Origin of the sequence: Methylomonas sp. MS20 (assembly GCF_050275925.1) — a bacterium.
GTDB classification, from domain to species: domain Bacteria; phylum Pseudomonadota; class Gammaproteobacteria; order Methylococcales; family Methylomonadaceae; genus Methylomonas; species Methylomonas koyamae_A.
The window spans coordinates 4,898,217-4,922,154 of record NZ_CP189962.1 but is presented as its reverse complement, the minus strand read 5'-3'; the positions used below and the strand labels follow the sequence as shown (position 1 = coordinate 4,922,154).

The 23,938-nt window shown below is 56.4% G+C and carries 21 protein-coding genes; 16 read left to right on the top strand and 5 right to left on the bottom strand.

Features of this window, described 5'->3' with window-relative positions; all coding sequences use genetic code 11:
* Nucleotides 1–114: 114 nt before the first annotated feature.
* From ACQE3D_RS21870 to ACQE3D_RS21830, 9 genes are all read left to right on the top strand, one after another.
* The gene (locus ACQE3D_RS21870; protein WP_313730469.1) at nucleotides 115–942 is read left to right on the top strand and encodes an undecaprenyl-diphosphate phosphatase; all 828 of its coding nucleotides are present in this window, start codon (nucleotides 115–117) and stop codon (nucleotides 940–942) included.
* 45 nt (nucleotides 943–987) lie between these two features.
* Complete coding sequence (locus ACQE3D_RS21865) at nucleotides 988–1,971, top strand: calcium/sodium antiporter (protein WP_313730470.1); 984 nt, start codon at nucleotides 988–990, stop codon at nucleotides 1,969–1,971.
* A gap of 2 nt (nucleotides 1,972–1,973) precedes the next feature.
* Nucleotides 1,974–4,652, top strand: a complete 2,679-nt coding sequence (locus tag ACQE3D_RS21860; protein WP_313730471.1) for an MMPL family transporter — start codon at nucleotides 1,974–1,976, stop codon at nucleotides 4,650–4,652.
* Between the two features lie 70 nt (nucleotides 4,653–4,722).
* A complete protein-coding gene (gene motA / locus ACQE3D_RS21855; RefSeq protein WP_064030896.1) occupies nucleotides 4,723–5,568 on the top strand; it encodes a flagellar motor stator protein MotA in 846 nt (281 codons plus the stop codon).
* Nucleotides 5,569–5,581: 13 nt separating this feature from the next.
* Complete coding sequence (motB, locus tag ACQE3D_RS21850) at nucleotides 5,582–6,517, top strand: flagellar motor protein MotB (RefSeq protein WP_064030895.1); 936 nt, start codon at nucleotides 5,582–5,584, stop codon at nucleotides 6,515–6,517.
* 236 nt (nucleotides 6,518–6,753) lie between these two features.
* Nucleotides 6,754–7,509 carry a hypothetical protein gene (locus tag ACQE3D_RS21845; RefSeq protein ID WP_313730472.1) on the top strand — a complete coding sequence of 252 codons (756 nt, stop codon included), beginning with the start codon at nucleotides 6,754–6,756 and terminating at the stop codon, nucleotides 7,507–7,509.
* A 521-nt stretch (nucleotides 7,510–8,030) separates the two neighbouring features.
* Nucleotides 8,031–8,921: a hypothetical protein gene (locus ACQE3D_RS21840; RefSeq protein ID WP_139306275.1), complete on the top strand. Its 891-nt coding sequence runs from the start codon at nucleotides 8,031–8,033 to the stop codon at nucleotides 8,919–8,921.
* A gap of 1,177 nt (nucleotides 8,922–10,098) precedes the next feature.
* A complete protein-coding gene (locus ACQE3D_RS21835) occupies nucleotides 10,099–10,452 on the top strand; it encodes a hypothetical protein (RefSeq protein ID WP_197471687.1) in 354 nt (117 codons plus the stop codon).
* Between the two features lie 292 nt (nucleotides 10,453–10,744).
* Complete coding sequence (locus tag ACQE3D_RS21830) at nucleotides 10,745–11,221, top strand: NifB/NifX family molybdenum-iron cluster-binding protein (RefSeq protein WP_064024409.1); 477 nt, start codon at nucleotides 10,745–10,747, stop codon at nucleotides 11,219–11,221.
* A gap of 90 nt (nucleotides 11,222–11,311) precedes the next feature.
* On the opposite strand, the gene ACQE3D_RS21825 is transcribed toward ACQE3D_RS21830, so the two are convergent.
* On the bottom strand, nucleotides 11,312–11,683 hold the full coding sequence (locus ACQE3D_RS21825; RefSeq protein ID WP_071158798.1) for a hypothetical protein: 372 nt from the start codon (nucleotides 11,681–11,683) through the stop codon (nucleotides 11,312–11,314).
* Nucleotides 11,684–11,939: 256 nt separating this feature from the next.
* On the opposite strand from ACQE3D_RS21825, the gene ACQE3D_RS21820 reads away from it, so the two are divergent.
* Nucleotides 11,940–12,269, top strand: coding sequence for a hypothetical protein (locus ACQE3D_RS21820; protein ID WP_217631690.1), 330 nt, complete (start codon nucleotides 11,940–11,942; stop codon nucleotides 12,267–12,269).
* A gap of 41 nt (nucleotides 12,270–12,310) precedes the next feature.
* Here the strand turns inward: ACQE3D_RS21820 and ACQE3D_RS21815 are convergent, their stop codons facing one another.
* Nucleotides 12,311–15,409, bottom strand: a complete 3,099-nt coding sequence (locus ACQE3D_RS21815) for an efflux RND transporter permease subunit (protein ID WP_313730473.1) — start codon at nucleotides 15,407–15,409, stop codon at nucleotides 12,311–12,313.
* 139 nt (nucleotides 15,410–15,548) lie between these two features.
* Nucleotides 15,549–16,232 carry a hypothetical protein gene (locus tag ACQE3D_RS21810; RefSeq protein WP_313730474.1) on the bottom strand — a complete coding sequence of 228 codons (684 nt, stop codon included), beginning with the start codon at nucleotides 16,230–16,232 and terminating at the stop codon, nucleotides 15,549–15,551.
* Between the two features lie 532 nt (nucleotides 16,233–16,764).
* Here ACQE3D_RS21810 and ACQE3D_RS21805 point away from each other — a divergent pair.
* The 6 genes from ACQE3D_RS21805 (at nucleotide 16,765) to ACQE3D_RS21780 (ending at nucleotide 22,378) form a co-directional block, all read left to right on the top strand.
* A complete protein-coding gene (locus ACQE3D_RS21805) occupies nucleotides 16,765–16,968 on the top strand; it encodes a hypothetical protein (RefSeq protein ID WP_064023976.1) in 204 nt (67 codons plus the stop codon).
* Nucleotides 16,969–17,396: 428 nt separating this feature from the next.
* Nucleotides 17,397–18,116 carry a pentapeptide repeat-containing protein gene (locus tag ACQE3D_RS21800; protein WP_313730475.1) on the top strand — a complete coding sequence of 240 codons (720 nt, stop codon included), beginning with the start codon at nucleotides 17,397–17,399 and terminating at the stop codon, nucleotides 18,114–18,116.
* A 167-nt stretch (nucleotides 18,117–18,283) separates the two neighbouring features.
* Complete coding sequence (gene hemC, locus ACQE3D_RS21795; RefSeq protein ID WP_313730476.1) at nucleotides 18,284–19,210, top strand: hydroxymethylbilane synthase; 927 nt, start codon at nucleotides 18,284–18,286, stop codon at nucleotides 19,208–19,210.
* Complete coding sequence (locus tag ACQE3D_RS21790) at nucleotides 19,207–19,989, top strand: uroporphyrinogen-III synthase (RefSeq protein WP_313730477.1); 783 nt, start codon at nucleotides 19,207–19,209, stop codon at nucleotides 19,987–19,989. The genes hemC and ACQE3D_RS21790 overlap by 4 nt, the downstream gene beginning before the upstream one ends.
* Nucleotides 19,973–21,142 carry a uroporphyrinogen-III C-methyltransferase gene (locus ACQE3D_RS21785; RefSeq protein ID WP_168028113.1) on the top strand — a complete coding sequence of 390 codons (1,170 nt, stop codon included), beginning with the start codon at nucleotides 19,973–19,975 and terminating at the stop codon, nucleotides 21,140–21,142. Before ACQE3D_RS21790 ends, ACQE3D_RS21785 begins: the two co-directional genes overlap by 17 nt.
* A gap of 12 nt (nucleotides 21,143–21,154) precedes the next feature.
* The gene (locus tag ACQE3D_RS21780; protein ID WP_064023972.1) at nucleotides 21,155–22,378 is read left to right on the top strand and encodes a heme biosynthesis HemY N-terminal domain-containing protein; all 1,224 of its coding nucleotides are present in this window, start codon (nucleotides 21,155–21,157) and stop codon (nucleotides 22,376–22,378) included.
* Between the two features lie 19 nt (nucleotides 22,379–22,397).
* On the opposite strand, the gene ACQE3D_RS21775 is transcribed toward ACQE3D_RS21780, so the two are convergent.
* On the bottom strand, nucleotides 22,398–23,534 hold the full coding sequence (locus ACQE3D_RS21775) for a SpoIIE family protein phosphatase (protein ID WP_313730478.1): 1,137 nt from the start codon (nucleotides 23,532–23,534) through the stop codon (nucleotides 22,398–22,400).
* A 36-nt stretch (nucleotides 23,535–23,570) separates the two neighbouring features.
* Nucleotides 23,571–23,723 carry a hypothetical protein gene (locus ACQE3D_RS21770; RefSeq protein ID WP_175463718.1) on the bottom strand — a complete coding sequence of 51 codons (153 nt, stop codon included), beginning with the start codon at nucleotides 23,721–23,723 and terminating at the stop codon, nucleotides 23,571–23,573.
* Between the last annotated feature and the right edge of the window lie 215 nt (nucleotides 23,724–23,938).

Below are 23,938 nucleotides of genomic sequence, written 5' to 3'. Positions count from 1 at the left end.
TAATCCCGCCGCATTTGCGTGGCTTTTTTAAAGTCGTTTGTCGTCTTTCGATACATCCCTTCCACATGCTGATAGCCTTTCTAGCGTCGACAAGGCGCGGAGCCTGATTAAACCATGGACATTACCCTGCTCATCAAATCCCTGATTCTCGGCGTCGTCGAAGGGTTGACCGAATTTCTACCGATTTCCAGTACCGGCCATTTGATTTTGGCCGGCGATCTGCTCGACTTTAACGACGACAAGGCCAAACTGTTCACGATCGTGATTCAGGTGGGCGCCATCCTGGCCATTTGCTGGGAATATCGGGCCAAGATCGTTTCGGTATTCGCCGGTCTGGCGACCGAGCGAACTTCGCAGAAATTCGTGTTGAACCTGGCGATCGCCTTTATGCCGCTGGCGGTGCTGGGCTTGTTGTTCGGCAAGCAAATCGAGGCGGTGTTGTTCCGGCCGGTGCCGGTGGCGTTGGCCTTTATCGTCGGCGCCCTGGTGATCATTTGGGCCGAGAAGCGCGAACACGTTGTCAGGGTCGAGAGCGTCGACGAGCTTAGCCCGCTGGATGCGTTGAAGCTGGGTTTGGCCCAAGCCTTTGCGTTGATTCCCGGCACATCCCGGTCCGGCGCGACCATTATCGGCGGTTTGTTGTTCGGTTTGTCGCGCAAGGCGGCGACCGAGTTTTCGTTTTTTCTGGCGATTCCGACGCTGACCGCGGCTAGCGCCTACAAACTCTACAAATTTCGCGATTTGCTGAAAACCGACGGCGACGTGGCCTTGATCGGCGTCGGCATGATCGCGGCGTTTTTCAGCGCCCTGCTGGCGGTGAAGGGCTTGTTGCGTTACATCAGTCACCACGATTTCATCATTTTCGCTTGGTACCGAATCGTGTTCGGTATCGTCGTCATCGCCACCGCCTATGGCGGCTGGGTCAACTGGACCGTCGATTGATCGGTCCTTTTCGTCGTTTTAATGTTTGTTTTATAAGGGTAGTTTATGGCTTTGCCGTTGTTGATGATAGTCATCGGGCTGATCGTATTGGTTTGGAGCGCCGATTTGTTCGTGGAAGGCGCGGCGGCGCTGGCGAGGTTTTGGGGCATGTCGCCGTTGCTGATCGGCATGGTCGTCATCGGCTTCGGCACCTCGGCGCCGGAACTGAGTGTGTCGGCCTTGTCGGCCTTGCAAGGCAATCCGGGCATCGCGCTGGGTAACGCCTACGGTTCCAACATCACCAACATTGCGTTGATTTTGGGCGTGACCGCGTTGATCAGTCCCATCGTGGTTCAGTCGCAAATCATCAAGAAGGAATTGCCGATTCTGTTCGGCGTGACCTTGTTTGCGTTCGGGCAGCTTTACGACGGCGATCTGTCGCGTAGCGACGCCTTCCTGGAATTGGCGGTATTCGCGGCGGTGATGGGCTGGATGGTGTGGCAAAGCGCCAAGGACCCATCCCGGCAGGCCGATGTGTTGGAAAGCGAAATCGAAGACGAGTTGGACGAACACCGGATGTCGTTTGCTCAAGCCATGATTTGGTTGGTCAGCGGTTTGATTTTGTTGGTGATCAGTTCGCGCTTGCTGGTGTGGGGCGCGGTGTCGATCGCCCACGATTTGGGCGTCAGCGATTTGATTATCGGTCTGACCATCGTCGCGGTCGGCACTTCGCTGCCGGAGTTGGCCTCGTCTATCGTCGCGGCTCGCAAGGGCGAGCACGACCTGGCGGTCGGCAACATCATAGGGTCCAACTTGTTCAATACCCTGGCCGTGGTCGGCTTGGCCGGCGCGATTCATCCGATGGCGATTCCGGTCGAAATCGTCAATCGCGATTGGCCGGTCATGGCTTTGCTAACGTTGTCGCTGTTCGCGCTCGGCTACGCCGGCAAACGCGGCTCGGGTCGTATCAACCGGGTCGAAGGCGGCTTGTTGCTGGCCGTTTACGTCGGTTATACCTTGTACCTGATCGAAACCGTGGTGAGCGCTTGAATATGAACTGGGAACAAGGTTTGCGCAACGCGGTGTTCCGCTGGGGCAATTGGCTGATGTATTCGCCGGGGCTGCTGTTAACGGTGGCGGTGCTGTTGGCCTATTGCGCGATCGAATACACCAGCACGCATTTGAGCGTGAATACCGATACCGCCGAGTTGATCGCGCCGGAGTCGCGGTTTCAGCAAAATCGCCGCAATTTCGAGAAGGCCTTCGGTCAGGAAATTCATACGATGCTGCTGGTGGTCGAGTCCTCCAGCCCGGAATTGACCAAGGCGGCCGCCGCGCGTTTGGCGCGTCAATTGCGGTCCGACACCGAGCATTTCACCAAGGTTTACCGGCCCGACGAAAACGCATTTTTCCAACGCAACGGCTTGCTCTATCTGGATACCGACAAGCTACAGGATTTTTCGGTCACCTTGGCCCAGGCCCAGCCCTTTATCGGCCGAATTTCCACCGATCCCAGCCTGACCGGGTTTTTCTCGATTTTCGAGGACGCGTTGAACGCCGAAACCAAGACCGAGGAAGTGCCCATCGACCTGATTTCGTTGATCGACAAGGTCAGCAACTCTCTGCACAAAACCCTGAACGGCGAAACCGACCTGCTGTCCTGGCAAAAATTGATCGCCGAAAACAAGATCAGCGAAGAGCAATCGGACAAGGCCTTCATCTTCGTTACGCCTAAATTCGATTTCAGCCAGATTCTGCCGGTCGAGCCGGCCATCAACACGATACGCCGGGCGGTAGACAAGATCCAGGACCCCAATCTGCCCAAGGTCAAGGTTTGGATCACCGGCGAAGTCGGCCTGGAACACGACGAAATGGCCGGCATGAGCGAAGGCACGTTCACGGCCAGCATCTTCTCGGTGGTGTTGGTGTGCGGCATCCTGCTGGTGGCTTACCGCTCCTGGCTGCTGATGTTGGCGACGCTGGCGACGCTGGCCTTGGGCATGGTATTTTGCGGATTGTTCGCGTCGGTCGCGGTCAAGCAACTCAACCTGATTTCGGTGGCCTTCGCGGTGTCGAACATCGGCTTGGGCGTTGAATACGCGATCCATTTCTGCCTGCGCTACCGCGACAATCTGGACCTGCACGGCAAGGACAAGACCCAGGCGATACGCTCGGCGCTGCTGGCGACCAGTCCGTCGCTGATGCTGTGCGCCGGCACGACCTCGATCGGTTTGTACGCCTTTATTCCGACCGACTACCAAGGCATCTCGGAATTGGGTTTGTTGGCCGGTACCAGTTTGTTCATCTGTTTGTTCGTGACTCTGACCGTCTTGCCGGTATTGCTGAAAGTCATTCCGGCGCCGCCGTTCCACGATCTGCACGGCGAACAACCCGGCGCCTCCAAGCTGTCCGCCAGCTTGGCAACCTTTACGCTGCATTACGCCAAGCCTATCGCGTTCGCGACGCTGGTTCTGGCGGCGGCCGCGATTTATTTCGTCTTCCAGGTGCAGACCGATTTCAATCCCTTGAATCTGCGCGACCCGAATACCGAATCGGTCATTGCCTTTAAGGATTTGATGAAGGAGCGCGATACCTCGCCGATGACGCTGACCGTGCTGGCCAAGAACGAAGCCGAGGCCCGCGACATGCAAAAGAAATTGACCGCGCTGAAAACCGTCGACAAGACCGTTAGTCTGTTCGATTTCGTGCCGGAGGATCAGGACGATAAATTGGCGATCATCGACGACATGATGCTGACCTTGGGGCCGCAAAGCCAATCTTTTCCGCAATTGAAAGTCGGCTCCGATCCGCTGCCGGCCATCAAGCGAATGATTGCGGCGATCGACGCCAATTTGCCGAAGAAGACCAAACCCGCCGAAATCGAGTCGCTAAAAACCTTTAAAAGCGAGTTGCAAGACGTGTTGGTCGAGCTGGATGCCCGCTTGCAGCCCGATCGCGGTGTGTTTATCGAAAAAATTCAGACATCGCTGCTCGGGACCTTGCCGACCGTGATGAACCAGTTGCTGACCGGCTTTCACGCCGAATCGGTGACGATGGCCAGCATTCCGCCGGAAATCGGCGAACGCTGGCTGAGCAAGGACGGGCTGTACCGGATCCAGATTTTTCCTAAGGAAGACTTGAACGATCTCGACGCTTTGCAAACCTTTATCACCGACGTGCAGGCCGTCGCGCCCGACGCCACCGACCTGCCGGTGATGTATTGGGAGTCGATGAAGGCCGTTATCGCTTCGTTCCAGGAAGCCATCATCATCGCATTGACCGCCATCGCGTTGCTGCTATTGTTTATTCGGCGCAGCATCGTCGATACGCTGCTGGTCATGGCGCCGCTGGTCTTGGCCGGCTTGTTCACGATGGCGACCACCGTGTTTACCGGCACGCCGATCAACTTCGCCAATATCATCGCACTGCCTTTATTAATGGGCTTGGGTGTCGATAACGGAATACACATGGTCGAGAAACTGCACCACTCCTTGTCCGAGGAGCAAAACATTTATCAGTCCAGTACCGCCCGCGGCATGTTCTACGGTGCGTTGACGACGATTTCCAGCTTCATCGGTCTGGCGTTTTCGCCGCATCAAGGCATCGCCAGCATGGGCTTGGTCATCACGATAGGCATTTTTTGGATCATGACCTGCACCTTCGTGGTGTTGCCGGCCCTCAGCAAATTGGTGTTGAAACCGGTCGAACCGCTGCCGGCGCCATCGGTTTAGCGGGGCGAGGCCAACGCGTAGCCGGCAAAATCCATCGCTTGAATGTTCTAGTTAACTTTTAGGGGCAACAATGTTCGTAATCATTGGTTATGTAATCATCCTGGGCTGCGTACTGGGTGGTTTCTTGATGGCCGGCGGACATCTCGGGGTGCTGTGGCAGCCGGTCGAGGTGTTGATCATCGTCGGTTCGGCGTTTGGCGCCTTCCTGGCCAGCAACTCGCTGACGGTCAGCAAGGCGGCCATGGCCGGCGGTACCGCCACCTTGAAGGGCAGCACCTATACCAAGGAATATTACATGGAGCTGCTGATGAGCTTTAACGCGCTGAGTCAAAAAGCCCGTAAGGAAGGCTTGTTATCCCTGGAAAAAGTGGTGGACGATCCGGAAGGCAGCTCGATCTTCGGCGAAAAAATCGTCCACGACCATCATTTGATGGAATTCATTTGCGACAAACTGCGCTTGATTCTGACCGGCGTCGACGTCAATCAGCTCGAGGACATCATGGATGCCGAGATCGAAGTCCATCATGCCGAAGGCAACGAACCGATCAAGGCCGTCCAAAAAGTCGGCGACGGCATGCCGGCCTTCGGTATCGTCGCGGCGGTGATGGGGGTGGTGCATACGATGGAGTCGGTCGGTATTCCGCCGGCCGAGCTGGGTAAATTGATCGCGGCGGCCTTGGTCGGTACCTTTCTCGGTATCTTGGTGTCTTACGGCTTTATCGGCCCGGTGGCGTCGGTGATGGAAGCCCGCCTGGAAGAAGAGAGCAATGCCTACAAATGCACCCAGAAGGGCTTGCTGAATTGCGCGAAAGGTACGTCGCCGGCCATGACCGTCGAATTTATGCGTACCACGATTCCGCACCACTCTCGGCCCGACTTTGCCGAACTCGAAGCGGCCTTGAAAGCCGGCAAGTAAAGGGTAATCCGCGATGGCCGAACAACCGATAATCATCAAGAAGGTCAAGAAAGGCGGTCACGGCGGCCACCACGGCGGCGCCTGGAAAATCGCCTATGCCGACTTCGTGACGGCGATGATGGCGTTTTTCTTGTTGATGTGGTTGCTGGGTTCGACCGACGAAGCCACCAAGAAAGGGATTTCCGAGTATTTCCAAAACCCGTTCGGCGTGGCGATGAGCGGTTCCGGCGTCGGCGACCGCGCCAACATCATCAAGGCCGGCGGCTCGGATTTGGCCTCCAAGGATGTCGGTCAGGTTCACATGGGCGAGGACAAGCCGCCACCGCCGGCGCCGCCTTCACCCGAGGACATCGAAAAATTGGCCGAGGAACAGGAAAAGCAAAAGCTGGAAAAATTGCAGGAAAAAATCGAATCCATGCTGGATGCCAATGCCAAACTGGCCGAATACAAGGATCAAATCAAACTGGAAACCACGCCGGAAGGCCTGAAAATCCAGATCATCGATGCTCAGAACCGGCCGATGTTCAAGCTGGCCAGCTCCGGGATTGAAACCTATGCTCAGGCCATCCTGCGCGAATTGGCGCCGGTGATCAACGAATTGCCGAATAAGGTGACGATCAACGGTCACACCGACGCCTTGCCGTTTCCCAGCAACCGGAGTGGCTATTCCAACTGGGAGCTGTCCAGCGATCGGGCCAACGTGGCGCGCCGGGAGCTGACCCAAGGGGGGTTGGGCGAGGAGAAGGTACTGCGGGTGGTGGGGCTGGCATCGAGTATTTCCTACAACGTGCAAGACCCGACCGATCCGATGAACCGGCGTATTTCGATCATCGTTATGAACAAGAAGACCGAAAACCAGGTGCTGCACGACGGCGCGGAGGACCTGCCGGCCTTGCAAAATGTATCTCCGGCGATACAGCAAAATACCAAGATCGGGCCGACTTCCTGACGGCCGAACGGATTTTCGTCCCGAAGTATGAAAAGAGGGGCGAAGCGACTTCAGCCGGGATCGAAGACGTTCCGGCGCCGAACCGTGTATTGCAACGGATTTTTAGGGCCACCCGTTATGACGCCGCTGCATCGCCCCGGAAAATGAAGCTTCGTGCCGAAGAACAACACCCAATTTCGACAAAGCGTCGTTCCCGTCCTGACTTTCCACGCGAAATCCGGCTGAAGTAGGTCGCAATGCAATGGCTCAAAGCTCTGGCCTGCCAAGCCGCCGCACTCGTCCTGGCCGCTTCGTTAAATCGCTACTGGCCGCAACCGCTAGGCTGGCTGTTACTGATCCAGGCCGCCGCCGCCGGAGTATTCTCTCGTCTGCTTCGCCAACCCAAGTGGTGGCTGCCTATCCATTTGGTCTTCCTGCCGGCGCTGGTACTCGCTACGACTCTACAATTGTCGCCGGTCTGGTACTTGGCCGGATTTTTGGTCATGCTGCTGGTGTTTTGGGGGACGTTTCGCGGCGACGTGCCGTTGTTCTTGTCCTCGCCGGCCGTGGCGCTGGCGCTGGCGGACATTGCAAAAACAGAGGGGGCGAAAACCTGCGTCGAAATCGGCGCGGGCGTCGGTAGCGTCGCGCTGCCGCTGGCGCGGCAGTGTCCCAAACTGAGGATTGCCGCCTGGGAGCGAGCGCCACTGCCCTGGCTGCTGGCCCGCTGGCGCTGTCGCGGTCAAGCCAATGTCGCGGTCCAACGTTGCAACCTCTGGCAACAGTCCTTGGCCGAATACGACTTGGGTTACGCCTTTCTGTCTCCGGCCGTGATGATCCAAATCGGCGGCAAAGTCCACGCGGAAATGCGCCCCGGCAGCCTGTTCGTTTCCTCGTCGTTCGCTATTCCGGATTGGCTGCCTGAAACCGTCGTCGAACTCTCCGATCCCCACCGCACCCGCCTATACTGCTACCGCCTGCCCGAGCTTGGTGGACCGGGAGGAGTAACATAAACGGTGAGTTACGCCGATGACGTTTTAGAGCCGCGCTGAATTTTGGGGATGGCGGGTTTCGACCCAAGGCGAAAGTTCGTGTATTTATCTTGAATGCCGGTTTAAAATTTATATCAGCCATTCAAATAATAAAAGTTGTAGGGTGGATAAGCGAAGCGCCATCCACCTATTTGCGTTCCTATGGTGGATGGAGTTTCGCTTATCCACCCTACGGCCCTGATCAATGACTTTAACCTACCCAAACCCCGTATTTGTCATGATTTCTAAGTACTTCTATGCTGTGTGCGAAGCGAACAACTTTGAAAAGCCCGGTGCGGTAATTCCGCACGCCGGGATTTGTGAGGGGGCAGTCGGGCAACTGGCTGTTCTACCTTGATGATATTGCGAGAAAACATATGCTCCTAAAAAATAGAGAAATACTTAATCCCTATTTCTCTGGCAATGACAGCGCCTCAAATCAGTACAAGAATGGCATGATATCTGCCATTAGTGATCTTTCAAATTGCCTAAATGAAAGGGAAATGGAAGATTTAATAAAAAACAAACTACAACTCTTTTCTAGTTCACTTAATGAGCCGCAATATTTGCAATCGGCATGTGAACTAGTCATTTGCTCATATCTAGCAAAGTTATATAAAAATGCGTTTAAGTATGAGCTACAAGTAAACCCGCCAAAGGATGTTGATTGCTCATTTACTGAGAGTGGCATCCAGTTCAACGTAGAGATTAAGTGTGCGGATTTCTCAAAGAGCAACCGAATTAACGAAGAAGACGGTTATAAAATTGGGTTTCTTGGCCGAAATCCAGACGTTGACGCAGTATTCAATGATCTTGCCGGTGCATTTCAAGCAATTCCTGATGGAAAGCCTTTAATAAAGCAGCAGCACATGGACAACAAATTAAAAGACTATCTTCAGTCTGCACACGGAAAATTCTCTCAGCAATTAAGAGAAGACCATTTGAATGTTTTAGCCATTTGCTGCGACACGCCACTGGATATACAGAAATGGTTTGGATACATGTATGAAAATCAAGGGCTTTTTACTAATGATTCCTTTTATGAAAAGGAAAATTACAATCTTGTTGATATTGTATTCATAACAAATCTATACCATCGGCATTATTTATATAGGAGCAAAGACAAAATATCTAACCATTGGCTCCTCGATAAATCATTTAACTTAGTTTTCTCAAATCCGCACAGGCTCTTAGATAAAAAATCATCCATATTGCGATTTTGCGACATAATGCCAAATTACTCACATGAACTTTGCAAATATCAAGTTCCAGGCGATGCTGAAGACTATGTAAAAAATTCAATAAGAATTCCTCACTTCGTAGGAGATGAGCTTGAAGCGAAAGGTATTTTTCATTTCCAACCAAACTCAGAGATCACGGCGGAAAATATTTAACAAATCGCACCATGAGATATTATACAACCCACAAATATTACACTGCCCTTTAACTCGTCGTTAAGCGGCTGCTTTTAGGTGCTAAGCGCTTAGCAATAAGTTGAGGGGTATGTGGTCTTTTCCAATCCACATCGTCATAGGGCCGTAGGGTGGATAAGCGAAGCGCCATCCACCTATTTGCGTTCCTATGGTGGATGGCGCTTCGCTGAGCGGGACGGGGTATGTACCCCGTCCTGAACGTTTCAAGCCAGTTTGAAAGTCAGTTGAACGTTACGGACGGATTGAATAATCCGTCCCGCATCCCGGCTCTGCATCCCACGCCAAGTTATGAGCGGTTATTGATGATGTTTTTCTATAGACAAACCATCCAATGCCATCTCGCCGCGTATCCAGCCAACTGAATGCCGGCACCTATTACCTGACGCTAACCGTCCCACGTTGGTATTACCTGTTCGATCGCTTTGATCGTTGGAAAATATTGGCGGATTCGTTCCGTGAATGACAACAATATGCTCATTCACAGCCATTTGGCTTGTAAAGCGAAGGGAGGGTTTTGGTCGATCAGAGCCTTACCTTTTCCTTGCCCTGAGACTGCCACACGGCGTACCGCGTTGGGTTTCGACCGGATGAACGGAATGTCGGTCATAGGCTGGGTTGGCTAAACTGGATTGCATGGTTCTCGGCTAGTTTCCGCTTGCAAGGCGCTGATAGTTGAGTTTATTGTCGCGTGAAGCGTCGCCTGCTCGGAGCGCCGCTATTCGGACGGTTATCGTTGCGGGCGGAATTCGTGGCCTTGCGATAGAGGTTCTCGCGCGGCAATGGGAAACCGCGCGAACTTGAACGCTTGGTATCGCGCGGAGTCCGGAGTCGCCGATTGGGGGAATGGGGTGGTCCGGCAATTGCCGTCCGCGGCGGACAAACTCCGCCGCCCCGATGCGGGCTTTGCTCCCTCTGCTGTCTATCCTCTGCCTGGGCGATCGGGACTTCGGCACCTCCGGCCGCATTTCAAAACGGGTGGCGACTCGGGACTCACCCGCCACTGTAACCATTCAAACATCGCGCTCGCGGCCGGCTCTTGTTTGTTACAAACACAACAAACAAATGCAATCTTTTTGTCGTTAAATCAATCGCTTATAAAGTGGTGTAAAATATGAATTAAGCACGTTATGCAAAAATAATGTTGCGTTCGCTTGCTTATCAATTGTCGGTATTTATGTCTGAAATCATTCTGTTCCCCGTTCCGGACAGGCAACAAAAATCGGAGCTCGATGCGGTTATCGACGATGCGCTAAAGGCCATTCCGAAGAACGACAGAGAGAAACTGAGATTTGAATTGATTAAAACGATAGACGGCTTCGATACCTTTTTCACCGAGTGGTCTTTGAGTTTGCCTGAAGATAGCGATGAAACGTTGAGAAAACAAATCTACGATATTGCGCATCAGGAACATGATCGAAAAATGCGTATGCTGAAAGAAATTATGCGCTTAAAGATTAAAGTGCTGGTCGCGGAATATCGCCAGCGAAAGTAATCTGGTGATTTTTGGTAATTTCACCTGTTATTTTGGAGGCGATTGCTAATACTAATTATCGTCGATAGCAGGATATTAACTTAATCCTAAAAAGAGCAGTTTGGCGATGAAAAATTCCGTTCGTCCTGAGTTTGTCGAAGGGCGCGCGGGATTTTTCATTCACCCGTTTGGCGAGTGTATTGCGAGCCGTCCATGCTTCGACGTTGCTCAGCACGAACGGCCCGCAATACACGCCAACTGTCCTTTTTAGGTTAATCGTTTTCGAGTCAAAATAGTCTTTGAGGAGTGTTATATGAGTCAACTTGCCGAAGTAAATTGTGTTGCGGAGCTTGATGTCGAAGCCGATAAGTTGCTGGTGGCGTTTGCAAGCTCGGATGGGGAAATTATCAATCAGCATTTCGGCTCGTCGTCAGGCTTTCACGTGTACAGTATCGATGCCGATAGCGCGATTCCGTTGGCGGCTAAATCGTTCGGCAAGGAGCTACGCGACGGTAACGAAGACAAGCTGAAACCGAAACTGGCTTGGTTGAACGGCTGCGATTTGGTCTACTGCGGCTCGGTTGGCGGCTCCGCGACCAACGAGTTGATCAAATTGGGCGCGCATCCAGTCATCGTTAAAGGCGGGCCGGATATTGAAGAAGTGGTTGCCGAGATACAAAAAGAATTGGCCGGTACCTTGTCTCCGCTGCTGGAGCGCATTTTTAAACAAAAATCCGGTAAAGATCAGGGCCGTTTTGACGAGATGGCGGACGAAGAATGGGATGAATAAAATGACGTCCGGTCATTTGAATTAAATGCCTTTTAAACTTCTAATATTTGCCACGCTTTCGAGTTGATCGCTAGCGTGGCAACGCTGAATTTATTCAATATCTCCCGCCAGAGCGGCGTCCACCGCTCGCAAAATATAATCATTGTCGCGAATATGCCGGGCAAGCTCTATGATTTCTTCATAGGCATAATGGTGTAAATTGAAACTGATTCGGTCGATTTGCTTGTCGTCAATAAAAATGTCCAGTATCAAAAGCGCCGACGTGTCGTGCGGGTGAGCGTTATCGAGCACCTTGACGCTGGATACGATTTTCATGTGTTCATCGATTGGGTTGATATATCGCAACGACGATAAATGTTCGATTTGTACCGGGCTTAATTCGTTATGACTGTTGCTCATGAGGCGGAAATAATGGCTGGCTCTATGGATTTGGAGATATTGCAAAAGCAAAGCCCATGCCATGTCTTTTGGGTTTGTCCGTCGCCCAAAACCCCGCGTGCCCGGATACAAGTGTTCCGGGCGGTTGTGTCCGCGTATCGACGGTGCCGAACTTGCATCTTTAGGCAATCCCTGTAAAGTTGGCGACGCTGAAATCGTTTCGATTTCAAGCGGGTACGCGCGTTGGGTTTAGACGGCCATTCTCCGGACTACCCGTCTTATAGCGGTTGCGCGCGACCGAAAAATTATAATAACAACAGCAACCGAGAGGTTTGGATTCATGAGTTTGGAAACCAAGTTCAGCAATGCGCAGTTGCGGCGCATCAATTTACAATCGATTCTCTATCTGTGTTCCTGTCCGTCGCAAGTCGGCGTGCAGATCGACAGCCTGCGCAAGCTGTACGAATATCAAGCCGATTGCGCCGAGCGCGGCCGTAGCGAATTGCAAAGCCAAGTGCACGAACGCATCGCCGAGGCCACGTTGGCCGCGCATCGGATCATGGAGGATTGCCTGCAGGATGTGTTGAGCCTGGAGGGCTGGGACCCGCTGACGCTGGAAATGCCGGAAGGCTTGCGGACCCTGCTGGAACAGGAAATCGACGGCGGTTGAGGGTGCGAGAATGACCGCGCCGGTCCGCCGTCGACCAACCGTTAAACCTGCGGCTCGAATTCCACCGAAAAGCGGCCGTAGCGTTGCAGGATCGCCGGCATCAACAGTAAATTCAATAGCGTCGATGACGCCAGGCCGCCGATGATGATCGCTGCCATCGGTCCCATGATTTCCCGGCCCGGGTTGTCGCTGTCGAAGGCAATCGGCAACATTGCCAGCGCGGTGACCAGCGCCGTCATCAAAATCGCGGGCAGGCGCTCCTGGGCGCCGCGGACCAGGGTCGCCTGATTCCAAACCTGGCCTTCGAATTCGATCAAATGCCGGTAATGCGAAATCAGCATGATGCAGTTGCGCACGGTGATGCCGAACAAGGTAACGAAGCCGACGAAGGAGCCGACCGACAGGGTGGCGTCGGTGACGACGACGGCCGCGACGCCGCCCAACAGTGCGAAGGGTAGATTCAGCAAGGTCAGCAGCATGTGGCGCAGGCTGCCCAGGGCGATGTACACGAAAATCAGCACGCCGACTCCGGCCAGCAAGGCATGCACGACCAACGACTCGCGGGCGTCGGCCTGCTCCATGGCCGCGCCGACGAATTGCGGATGGGCGCTGCCGGTCCAGGCGATTTCGCTGTTGACCCGGCGTTTCAGTTCGGCGACGAACTCGTCCATGTCTCTATCCTCGACCTTGCAAGTCACGGTCTGTATACGCTGCGCGCCTTGATGCAGGATGTTGTACCGACCTTCGCCGTGGCGGATGTCGGCGATGTCGCCGAGCAACACCCGCTGACCGTCGGCGTTTTTCAACGGCAGTTGCCGCAGGAATTCCGGGTCGTTGCGCTTGTCCGGCGGCAAGGTCACCGCCACGTTAAAGATCCGGTTGCCCTGGATGTGCTTGCCGACGATGCGGCCTTCGTAGGCGGTTTGCAGGGTCGTCATCACTTGCGCGGGGCTGATGCCGCGAAACTTCAGGCGCTCGCCGTCGAGTTGGATTTGCAGCGTCGCGGTGGCCGGCGGCGAGCGCATCTGAATGTCGGCGGCGCCGGGGATGCCGGCGATCAAGGCCGCCAATTGTCGGGCCTTGCCGTCGAGTTCGTTCAAGTCGTTACCGTACAGATTCACGACCACCGGTGCGGTATAACCGGAAATGGTTTCGTCGACCCGCTCGGTTAAAAAGGTGTTGGCTTCGAAGCCGATGCCGGGAAATTGTTCCAGCACGTCGCGCAGGCTGTCCAAAACCCGTTGTTGCTCGCGGCCGGACAGCGGTTTCAATCGCACTTCGTATTCGCTGTAATGGCTACCGTAGGTGTCGGCGCCACGTTCGGCCCGGCCCGCCCACTGCGACACCGACTCGACGCCTTCGATGTCGGCGAATTGTTCGCTCAATAAGGCGCCCACCCGCAATGATTCCTGCAACGAAGTGCCCGGCGCGCTGGCGGTATGGACGATGAAGTGACCTTCGCGCAATTCCGGCAGAAATTGATGATCCAACTGTAAAAACGCCGCCAGACCGGCCGCGCAAGCGATCAGGCCGATGCCGGCCACGGCGTTGAAATGGCGAGTGGTCCACAGCAAATGTTTGGCGTACCAGGGTTTCAGGCGCTTGATCAACGGCGGCTCGGCGGTGTCCGGCAGGCGCCGCCGCAGCAGCAGGTGGCAGAGCGCCGGGGTCAGGGTTAGCGCCACCAGCAGCGACATCATGATCGCCAGAATGTAGGACACGCCCAGCGGCGCGAACAAACGGCCGCTAACGCCGGCCAGGGTTAACAGGGGCACGAACACCAGCGCGACGATGAAGCTGGCGTAAACCACCGAGCCGCGTACTTCCAAGGAAGCGTGGTAGATGACTTCGTCGCTGGGGTCGGGGTGAATCTTCAGGCGGTTTTCGCGCAGGCGCCGGAAGATGTTTTCGGTGTCGATGATGGCGTCGTCGACGACTTCGCCCAACGCAATGGCTAGTCCGCCCAGCACCATGATGTTTAAATTCACGCCGCAAGTCAGCAACACCAGGGCGGCGGTCAGTAAGGACAACGGAATCGCGGTAGCGGCGATCAGCGCGCTGCGCAAATCGAACAAAAAGCCGTACAGCACCAACAACACGAAGGCGCCGCCGAGCAACAAATGGCCGGCTAGATTGTGCAGCGAGGTCTCGATGTAGTCGGCCGGCCGGAACAGATGGGCGTGGAAGGCGATGGCTTGTTGCTCGAACAGCGGTTGAAACTCCTCGAGCACCGTTTCGACTTGCCGCGACACCGACAAGGTGTTGGCGCCGTACTGGCCGATGATCATCATCACGATGGCTGGCTGGCCCTGGATTTGCGCGGCGCCGATGGCCGGGGCGGGCGCATAGCCGACCTCGGCGACATCGCCGAGCAAAATGTTGCTGCCGTTCAAACGCTTGACCACCAACTGTTCGAATTGGCGCGGATTGCTCGGTTGACCGCTAAGCTGCAGCGAAAAGCGCTGATTGCCGTTGTCGATGAAGCCGGCGCCGCTGATTTCGCTGGCGCTGGCGGCGGCGTTGACCACTTCGTCGACCGACAAGTTGTAACGCTGCAAGGCCGCCGGCAGCAGCTGGATTTGCAATTGTTGAATGTCGCCGCCGAACACGTTGACATCGGCGACGCCGGGTACCGCCAGCAGGCGCGGCACCAAGGTCCAATCCACCAGGCTGCGCAATTCCAGCAGCGATTTGCCGCCGGCCCGCAAGCCTATCGTCATCACGGTGGCGGACGACGACGACAGCGGCAGCGGAATCGGCGTACCGACTCCGGCCGGCAAGCGCTGAGCGATGCCGGTCAATCGCTCGCCGACCAACTGCCGGTTGCGGTACACGTCGCTGCTTTCCTCGAAGGTAGCGGTGACGATGGACAGGCCTTGTATCGATTGCGAGCGCAAGTTTTTCAGGCCGATCAGGCCGCTAACGGCCTGTTCGATCTGCTGGCTGACCAACACTTCCACTTGCTCGGCGGCCAGGCCAGGCGCTTCGGTTTGGATGATGACTTGCTTGGGCGCGAACTCCGGAAAAATGTCCAGGCCGGCATTGGCGAAGCGATAGCCGCCGTAGCCGAATAGCAGCAGGGCCAGCGCGATGACGATGCCGGAATAGCGGATGGAAAAACGGACCAGGAGTGCGAGCATGTTTGAGCGGCGGTTGGCGAATCGGCTATTTTGCCTGTCCGATCGAATTTGGTCCACGCCAGCCGCGCGTAATCGCTGACCGGCGCGGTGGCTTGTTCCGAGCTAAATGGATCGTTCAGCGGGAAACCGCTCGAAAACGCTAGGCGGCCCGGCGCGATTTGGTGTTAACCGCGCCGATGCCAAGTAGCGCCGAGCCCATTAACCAGATCGCGCCGGGCAACGGCACCGTGCCGATGCCGCCGTTATCGATAGGCGTGGCCGGGTCGCAGTATTTGACGAAAAATTCGGCACCCGCGAATAGATAGTCCCGGCTGCCGGTGTCCATGACGCCCAACGTCGCGCTGAAGGTGTTGGCCCCGCTCAAGGATAAAAAGTCGGTAATGTCCAATTCCAGGTATTGTTTCAAACCGCCCACTTCAAACCAGTCGGCGCTGATCGGCTCGCCGTTGATCGAGGTGATGGCGGCATATTCGCGCGTGTCCAGCAGACCGGAATTGAACAACAACGCGTCCGCGACCAATCGGGTATCGTCGCGCAGCCAGACCCGCAAGCGGGCGCGTTCGATATAGACGGTATCGAGCCGATAATCGAAATTCAAGCTGAGATTGTCGTTATCGGCGTTGTCGTCGGCCACAGACATCAACGTGCCGTGCTTACCGCCGAACAGGGTTTGAGTCAGTTCCAGAACGTCGCACGGGAACACTTGGTCGCAGCCTAGCGGACCGAAATCTTGCCCGTTGGGCCCTGATATAGCGGAGGCCGAGGTTGGCGATGCGGTGAGTGTCGACGAGAGTAACAGCGCGGCGGCGCTTAATGTCTTCATGGGTATCCTTGCTAAATGGACGGAAACAGTGCGACTCGTCAGGCGCCGGGTTTGCGCTCCGAGTCGTGCGTTCTGATAGTTTAGAAGAGACTGGGAGGATGTATAACAACCGGGCGCCGTTGAGGGGCTGGGCGTTTAGTCGGCCCCTCGTGCGCGGCCCGCACGGCAAGGGCGGTCAAGCATGCGCGGAATCGAGGGATCTTATTTTTCACCGCGATAAAACCGCCGGTGTTGAAATCGCCGCGAGCCATCGTTTTACGTGATGCCGGCTCTAAGAGGCCGCCCGCGCTTCCCAGGTATTGAGCCGGAGGGGTTTCAGCCGAAAGGCTCGGTGGCCGTTCGGAGAAAGTGCCGAAAATACGACAGTTTGTCAGTGAAAAATCAGACAGCGTAAACAATGTGGGCGACCGTAGACTGTCAGCGTGGGGGGAATCCCGATCGCGAGCGCTAAGCCTCGCGACGGAGGCGGCAAGGATGGGAACCTCGCCACGCCGGCGGAGCCTTAGAAAATAACAATTCGGAGGATGCAATCATGTCAACCTTAACGTCATTTCGGCAAAACGATATTTCCCATGCCGCGTTTTTGGACGCGTTGAGCGGCGAATTCATCGCGCGCACCGGTTGCGGCGTTTACGTTTACCTCAATCCGCAGGACATACACCGCCTGTTCGACGACTACCGCCAGCACGGCGCCTCGATACGCGACATGGTCAGGCCTTGGATACGCGGAGCTTAGCGGATTTGCAGGCCGCAATCGCCGCGCGAAGCGGGTTTAAGCCGCTTTATGCGATGAAGGTCGTTGGAAATGCCGAGGCTGTGCCGGTGTCGGAGCGCTAGCGATCATGGTTAAAGCCCCGCTTGCGCCGTTGACTTCCATTCGCCGGGCGATGCAGTGATTTCGGGATTGCTAGCCGACTGGTATTGGCCGGCTACAGCTTTCGCGGCCGAGCGGAAAGCCGGGTTCAATGCCAGGTCCGCAGCCTGCGAATCCATCGCGGCCGGCGCGATGCTTTGGGGTTCGCGAAGGCTGGCTGCCCGAAAGTAGGTTTGGGCGGCGCCGAGATGCGGTCAAAGGCGATACTGGGATTTTTTCCCTTGCCAGTGGTCCTGGCGCTTGTTAGGGTTGGCTGGCCCGAATGGCGGGCGTTCGGAACAGGTGGGCATATGACGATTGGGGTCTGGCGTGTCGCGCTTGCGGCGGTCGCTTGTTCGGTGTTTATCCCCGACTTGGCGGTCGCCGCCGAGATGACACGCGAGCAAGTGGCGGCCGAGATTTCCGGCGCTACGCAGCGTCCGAAATTGACAGGCAAGGATTTGTCGGGACTGGATTTGTCCGGCTTGGATTTTCGCGGCGCGGATTTATTTTCCGCCAATCTGGACGCTTGCCGCTTGGATGGCGCGAACTTGGCGAATACCAATTTAAACCGCGCGCAGTTGCGCGGAGCGAGCTTGCGCCAAGCGACGTTGGTTGGAGCCAGCCTTTACGCGGTGGTGTTGGACGGTGCCGACTTAAGCGGCGCCGATCTGAGTGGCAGCCGTATCATCGGTTTGTTGAACGGCGTAAATCTGAGCGGTGCGCTGCTGAGGCGTGCCAATTTGGGCGCGGATATGGCGAATCAGGGCATGGCACCGGCTCGGGTCGAAATGAACAACGCCAAACTGCGCGGCGCGGACCTCAGCGATGCCAACCTGATGCACGGGATTTTGAGCTACGCGCAATTCCAAGGCGCCAATTTACGCCGGGCCAATCTGCGCTGGGCCGATTTAGCGGGCGCCAATCTGAGCGACGCCGACGTCGACGGCGCCGATTTCCGTAACGCCAATTTCGACGGCACCAGCCTGCGCGGCGTCAAGGGCGCCGGTTCCGCGGCGGGCATGGACTAACGCGTCCCTCGCTCGCTTACATTCCTCTCGACGCTCTCCGGCGGCACGTTTGCTCGTGTTCCGGAAAGCAACTTCTAAAGACCTTCCCGTTCGAATCGGATTACAATAGCGGCTATTTACGTTTAACCCCGGTATCGCCCAGCCGATGCCGATAGTCAGGAGCGCAATTGGCCGACAGAATCATTCGTATCGCGACTCGACAAAGTCCGCTGGCTTTGTGGCAGGCGGAACATGTCGCGGCCCGGCTCCAACAAGCGTTTCCCGGATTGCGTACCGAATTGGTCAAGATGGTGACGCGCGGCGACAAAATTCTCGACGCGCCGTTGGCCAAAGTGGGCGGCAAGGGCTTGTTCGTCAAGGAATTGGAGCAAGGGATGCTGGACGGCGCGGCCGACATCGCGGTGCATTCGATGAAGGATGTACCGGTGGAATTTCCCGAAGGGCTGCATCTCGCCGTGATTTTGGAGCGGGAGGACCCCACCGACGCCTTCGTTTCCAATCGCTACCGCGATTTGGCCGAATTACCGGCCGACGCTCGCATCGGCACTTCCAGCCTGCGTCGCCAATGCCAAATCAAGGAAAAATTCCCGAAGGCCGAGATTCTCAGCCTGCGCGGCAACGTCAACACTCGGCTGGCTAAACTCGATGCCGGCGAATACGACGCGATCATTCTGGCGTCGGCCGGCCTGAAACGCTTAGGATTGGCTGAACGGATCAGGGCGCCGCTGACGCCGGAGCAAAGTCTGCCGGCGATGGGGCAAGGCGCGATAGGCATCGAGTGCCGCAGCGACGATGTCGAAATACACGACTATTTAAAAGTCCTTCACGACGAGACCACCAGCATACGGGTCACCGCCGAGCGAGCGATGAATGCCCGTTTGAATGGCGGCTGTCAGGTACCGATCGCCGGGTTTGCCGAAATTCGCGGCGAAAGCCTGGTGCTGCGCGGTTTGGTCGGCAGTCCGGACGGTTCGGTGCTTTACCGTGCCGAAGCCGAAAGCGGTTTGGCGGACGCCACGGCGCTGGGCGAACGAGTCGCCGACGCATTGCTGGCGCAGGGCGCGGACCGAATTCTACGCGAGCTGTATCAGTGACGCCGGGTTTGCGCGGCGCCCGAATCTTGGTCACCCGGCCGACCGCGCAAGCCCAGCGTTTATGCGGTTTGATCGAAAGCGCCGGCGGACAGGCTATCCGGTTCCCGGTCCTGGAAATAGTCGCCGAGGCGTTGGCCGAGCCTAGTCTGCAATTGGCCGCCGCTAGCGAATGGCTGATTTTTACCAGTACGAATGCTGTGGATTTTGCTATCGCCGCGTTCGGTGGCAAAATGCCCGGCTTGCATCGGCCGAGGATTGCCGCGGTGGGCGAGGCGACTGCCGGGGCTTTGCGCGCGGCGGGATGGCCCGTCGACTGCGTGCCGGCCAGCGATTTCAGCAGCGAGGGCTTGCTGGCCGAGGCGCCGATGCAGGCGGTCGCCGAGCAGCGATGTGTGATCGTGCGCGGAGTCGGCGGTCGCGAAAAACTGGCCGAGGCATTGCGCGCTCGCGGTGCCGAGGTGGCGTATTTGGAGGTTTATCGGCGGGTCAGACCCGCTACCGATACGACGGAACTCATCGCGGCGTTGGCGGCGGGCCGCTTGAGCGCCACAACGATGACCAGCCTGGAAGCCTTGGAGAATCTGCTGGCCATGTTGGACGAAACCTCGGTGGCGGCGTTGCGGGCCTTGCCGTTGGTAGTGGTCAGCGAAAGGATAGGCGCGGCCGCGACGGAACTCGGATTTTCCAGCGTGGCGGTGTGTCGGCAACCGGCCGACGCGGCGATTTTAGAGACCTTGACGACGATATTGAACGGGGAAAACAGTGGCGGAAGTAACTGAAGAACAACAACAAGAAAATCAAACCCCCACCGTGGTGGTAAAAAAGTCTCTCGCCGGGTTGTGGATAGGTATCGTCGCGATTCTATTGGTGATTGGCTTGGCGGCGGCCGGCTTTTATTTCTTTCAGCAATTGCGGGCCAGCCAGGACACCGAAAACAATCAGGACAATCTGAAACTGATTGAAGTCGATAAGGAAATCAACGGTTTGCAGGATCAGTTGTCCGGCCTGCAGTCGCAGCTCGCCAATCTGAACGCCGAAATGACCGGCAAGGACAATCACTTTACTCAAACGCTGACCGATTTCTCCAAACTCCATGAGGAAAGGCTGGAAACCGCCCGCAAGGAACTGGAAGCTTCGATTCAAGTTTTGCAACGGCAATTGGGTAAGACGCGTGGCGACTGGTTGTTGGCCGACGCCGAATACTTGCTGACCGTCGCCAACCAGCGTCTGCATCTGGTCGGCGACGTCCACACCACTCGCGAAGCGCTGGAAGCCGCCGACCAACGTTTGCGGGAAAGCGGCGACGCGGCGGTTTTCAAAGTACGCGAGCAAATCGCCAAGGAACTGGCGCTGCTGAATAGCGCGACAGTGCCGGACATTGTCGGCATTTACGCCGGTATCCAGCACTTGCAGGACGCGGTCGAAGGTCTGTCGGTATTTTTGCCGCATGCCGGCAAGCAGCCGGAAAAGGCCGAGCCGAATAATGACTTGTCCGAAAACGGTCATGAAATTCTCCAGCAAGTCGCCAAGCAATTGGAAGGTTATGTCGTGTTACGCCATACCGAGCAACCGGTCAACGCCATCCTGACGCCCGAGGAAGCGCATTTTCTCAAGCAGCAGTTGAAGGTCCGGCTGGAAATGATCGAAATCGCCTTGGTTCAGCAGAACGACACCTTGTTCGCCAGTAGCATCGCCGACGCCAAGCAATGGCTGAAGAAAAACTTTGCCGAGGGCCAAAAGACCGAGCAATTCGTCGCCGAATTGGACAAACTCGCCGCCGTGCAAATCCGCAGCCAATATCCGGACGTTTCCGGCTCGTTGAAACTGCTGAAAGACATCGGCAAGCTGCGCCTGGAAACCGACAAGGCTATTATCACCGGCGCGCCCGCCGAATCGGCCGCCCAACCCGCCTCCGGCAACGCTCAGCCATAAGCGAGTACAGTCATGAAGAATCTGATGTATTTTCTCGGTTCGCTGCTGACCGCCGTTCTGGTCGCGTTTTTATTGCATAGCTGGCTGGCCGAGCACAACGATCCGGGTTACGTACTGATCGGCTTTGGGCATTGGTCGTTGGAAACCTCGCTGACCGTGTTTACCGTCGGCCAGGTCTTAGGGTTTTTCGTGTTGTACAGCCTGTTCAGGTTGTTGGGCGTGCTCGTTCGGATGCCGGCGCAAATTAGCAAGCGCCGGCGGACGATTCGCTTCAATCGCTCGCAAGAGGCACTGGTCGCCGGTTTGGTCGATGCGGCCGACGGTAACTGGGAAAGCGCCGAAAAAGTCTTGATCAAGCACGCCGCGCACAGCGGCGCGCCGTTGCTGCACTATTTGACCGCGGCGCGGGCCGCCCATTCGCGCGGGGCGATGGACAAACGCGACGAATATCTGAAGAAAGCCGCCGAGCAATCGGCCGACAGCGATTTGATCGTCGGCCTGACCCAGGCGGAACTGCATTTGTCGGAGAAACAGTTCGAGCAAGCGCTACAAGCGTTGGGCAAGCTGCATTCGATCAATCCCGGCCACGCCAGAGTGTTGAAAATGATGCATCAGGCCTATCAGCATTTGGGCGACTGGGAAGGCTTGAGCAAACTGTTGCCGACCTTGCAGCAGCATAAAATCCTGATGGAAGCCGAAGTCAAATTGTTGGAAACCGAAACCTACAGCCGTTTGTTGAAGCAGGCCGCCGCCAGCAACGACGAACCCGCGATCGCCGCCTGTTGGGCCGACGTACCCAACCACATCAAAGTCGTGCCGGGTATCGCCAATATCTATTTCGCGGCGATGATCGCCGTCGGTGCCGGCGTTCGCGTCGAGGACGCCATCATGGCGCAATTAGCCAAGCATTGGGATGAAACCTTGCTGGCCTTGTACGCGACGGTAGACACCGGCGACGACGCCAAGCAATTGCAAGGCGTCGAACAGTGGCTGGCGGTCTATCCGAACAGCGCGGTATTGTTCCAGGTGTTGGGCCGATTGGCGCTGAAAGCCGGCCAGATGGAAAAGGCCGAGCAGTATCTATTGAAAAGCCTGCATATCGAGGCCAGCGTGGCCGCTTACCAGTTGCTCGGCGAAGTGTTTTTCGCCAAGGGTGACAAGGATCAGGCTTGCGACTACTTCAAACACGGTATCGAACTGGCGGCCAACGAAATGATCAGGGGCTTGAACGCCTGACTGCCAATCGGCCTCGGCGTTATCCGCAGTTAATCGTCATACAGGAAATGTCGTCGGCGACATTGCGGTCGCCGATATGCGCGGTCAACGCTTGCGTCAATTCGGCCACCCGGCGCGCCGGCGGCGTGGCGGCGGCAATTTCCAGCAGCCTTTCCCGGCCGAAGGGCTGACCCTCGCTGTTTTCGGCGGCAATCAAACCGTCCGAATACATCAACAATTGGCAGCTTTGCGGCCAATGCCAGACTTCGCAGCGGTCGCTGAACTCCCTGTCGTTGACGGTTCCGGCCGGCGGGTGGCGCGACTCGAAGCGGAACAACGGCTGGCCGTCGCCGTCCAGCGCCAGTAAGTCCGGCAATCCGCCGTTCCACAATTCGATAGAATTCCGCTGGCAGTCGACGATGCCGACCGCGATGGCAACGGTATGTCCCGGCGGCATCTGCACACCCAGCAAGCGGTTGATTTCCCGAATAATCACGGTAATCGACAAGCCTTTCTTGGTCATCGATTGAAAAGCCTGGTGAATGATGACCGTGGGCAGCGCCGCCGCCAAGCCTTCGCCGCAAGCGTCGGCCAGCAGAAAATAGATTTGGCCGCTACTGATGCGCCGCGCCGACAGCAGGTCGCCGCTGAAACGCTGGGCCGGCATCAGCCACACCGCCAAGCTGCGGTCGTTCAAATCGTTTTGGCGGGTCATGCGCTCGATCAAACCCTGCAAAAACTGCTGTTCGGCTTCGTTTTGGTCGCGATAGGCCTGCAGTTGCCGGCTGTCTTCGACGATGCGCTTTTGCATCGCCACCGAGCGTTGCGCCGACAGCAGTTTGGCGCTGAGCACCGCTTGGTTGAAGGGTTTGGGCAAATAGTCGTCGGCGCCGGCCTGCAGGCCATTGACCACGTCGTTGATTTCGGCCAGCGCGCTGATCGCGAAGATCGGCACCCAACGGTCGGTCGCCTCGGCGCGGATAGCCCGGATCGCATCCAGGCCGTTCATTCGGGGCATCATGATGTCCATCAAGATCAGGTCGGGGGCTTCGCGCCTGAACACGTCAACCGCTTGTTCGCCATCCTCGGCCAACACCACTTGGTGCTGCATCCTGGCCAGCAGTTTTTGCAGCAAGATACGGTTTTCCGGAATGTCGTCGGCGACCAGGATTTTCATCGGCGGTGGGCTTGGCGGTAAAGCGGGAAGTCTAGCCTAAACCAACCAGCGATCCCACATCCCATCGACCTTTTTAATCACATCTTCATCCTGTAGCCGGCCCAGAAAAATTGAACAGCCGCTTAATTTTACTTTGTCGGATTTAAACAACGCCGTCATGCCCGCCGGGATGCGGGCATCCAGTGCCATGGATGGCAAGCTTCGATCCGTCCGTGGGGTCTGGATTTCGGCAATCCCTGCCGAAATGACGAGCACTACCGAGAACCTGACAAGGTAAAATTAAGCGAAAAACTTTGCGACTTTTGAACGTCCGCCCGGACCGCGCCACGGCGCGGAAAACGTCCAAAAAACCGAGAAGAAAACATTCACCGGCCTTCGAAGCCGGCGTGGCGTTCGGGACTTGG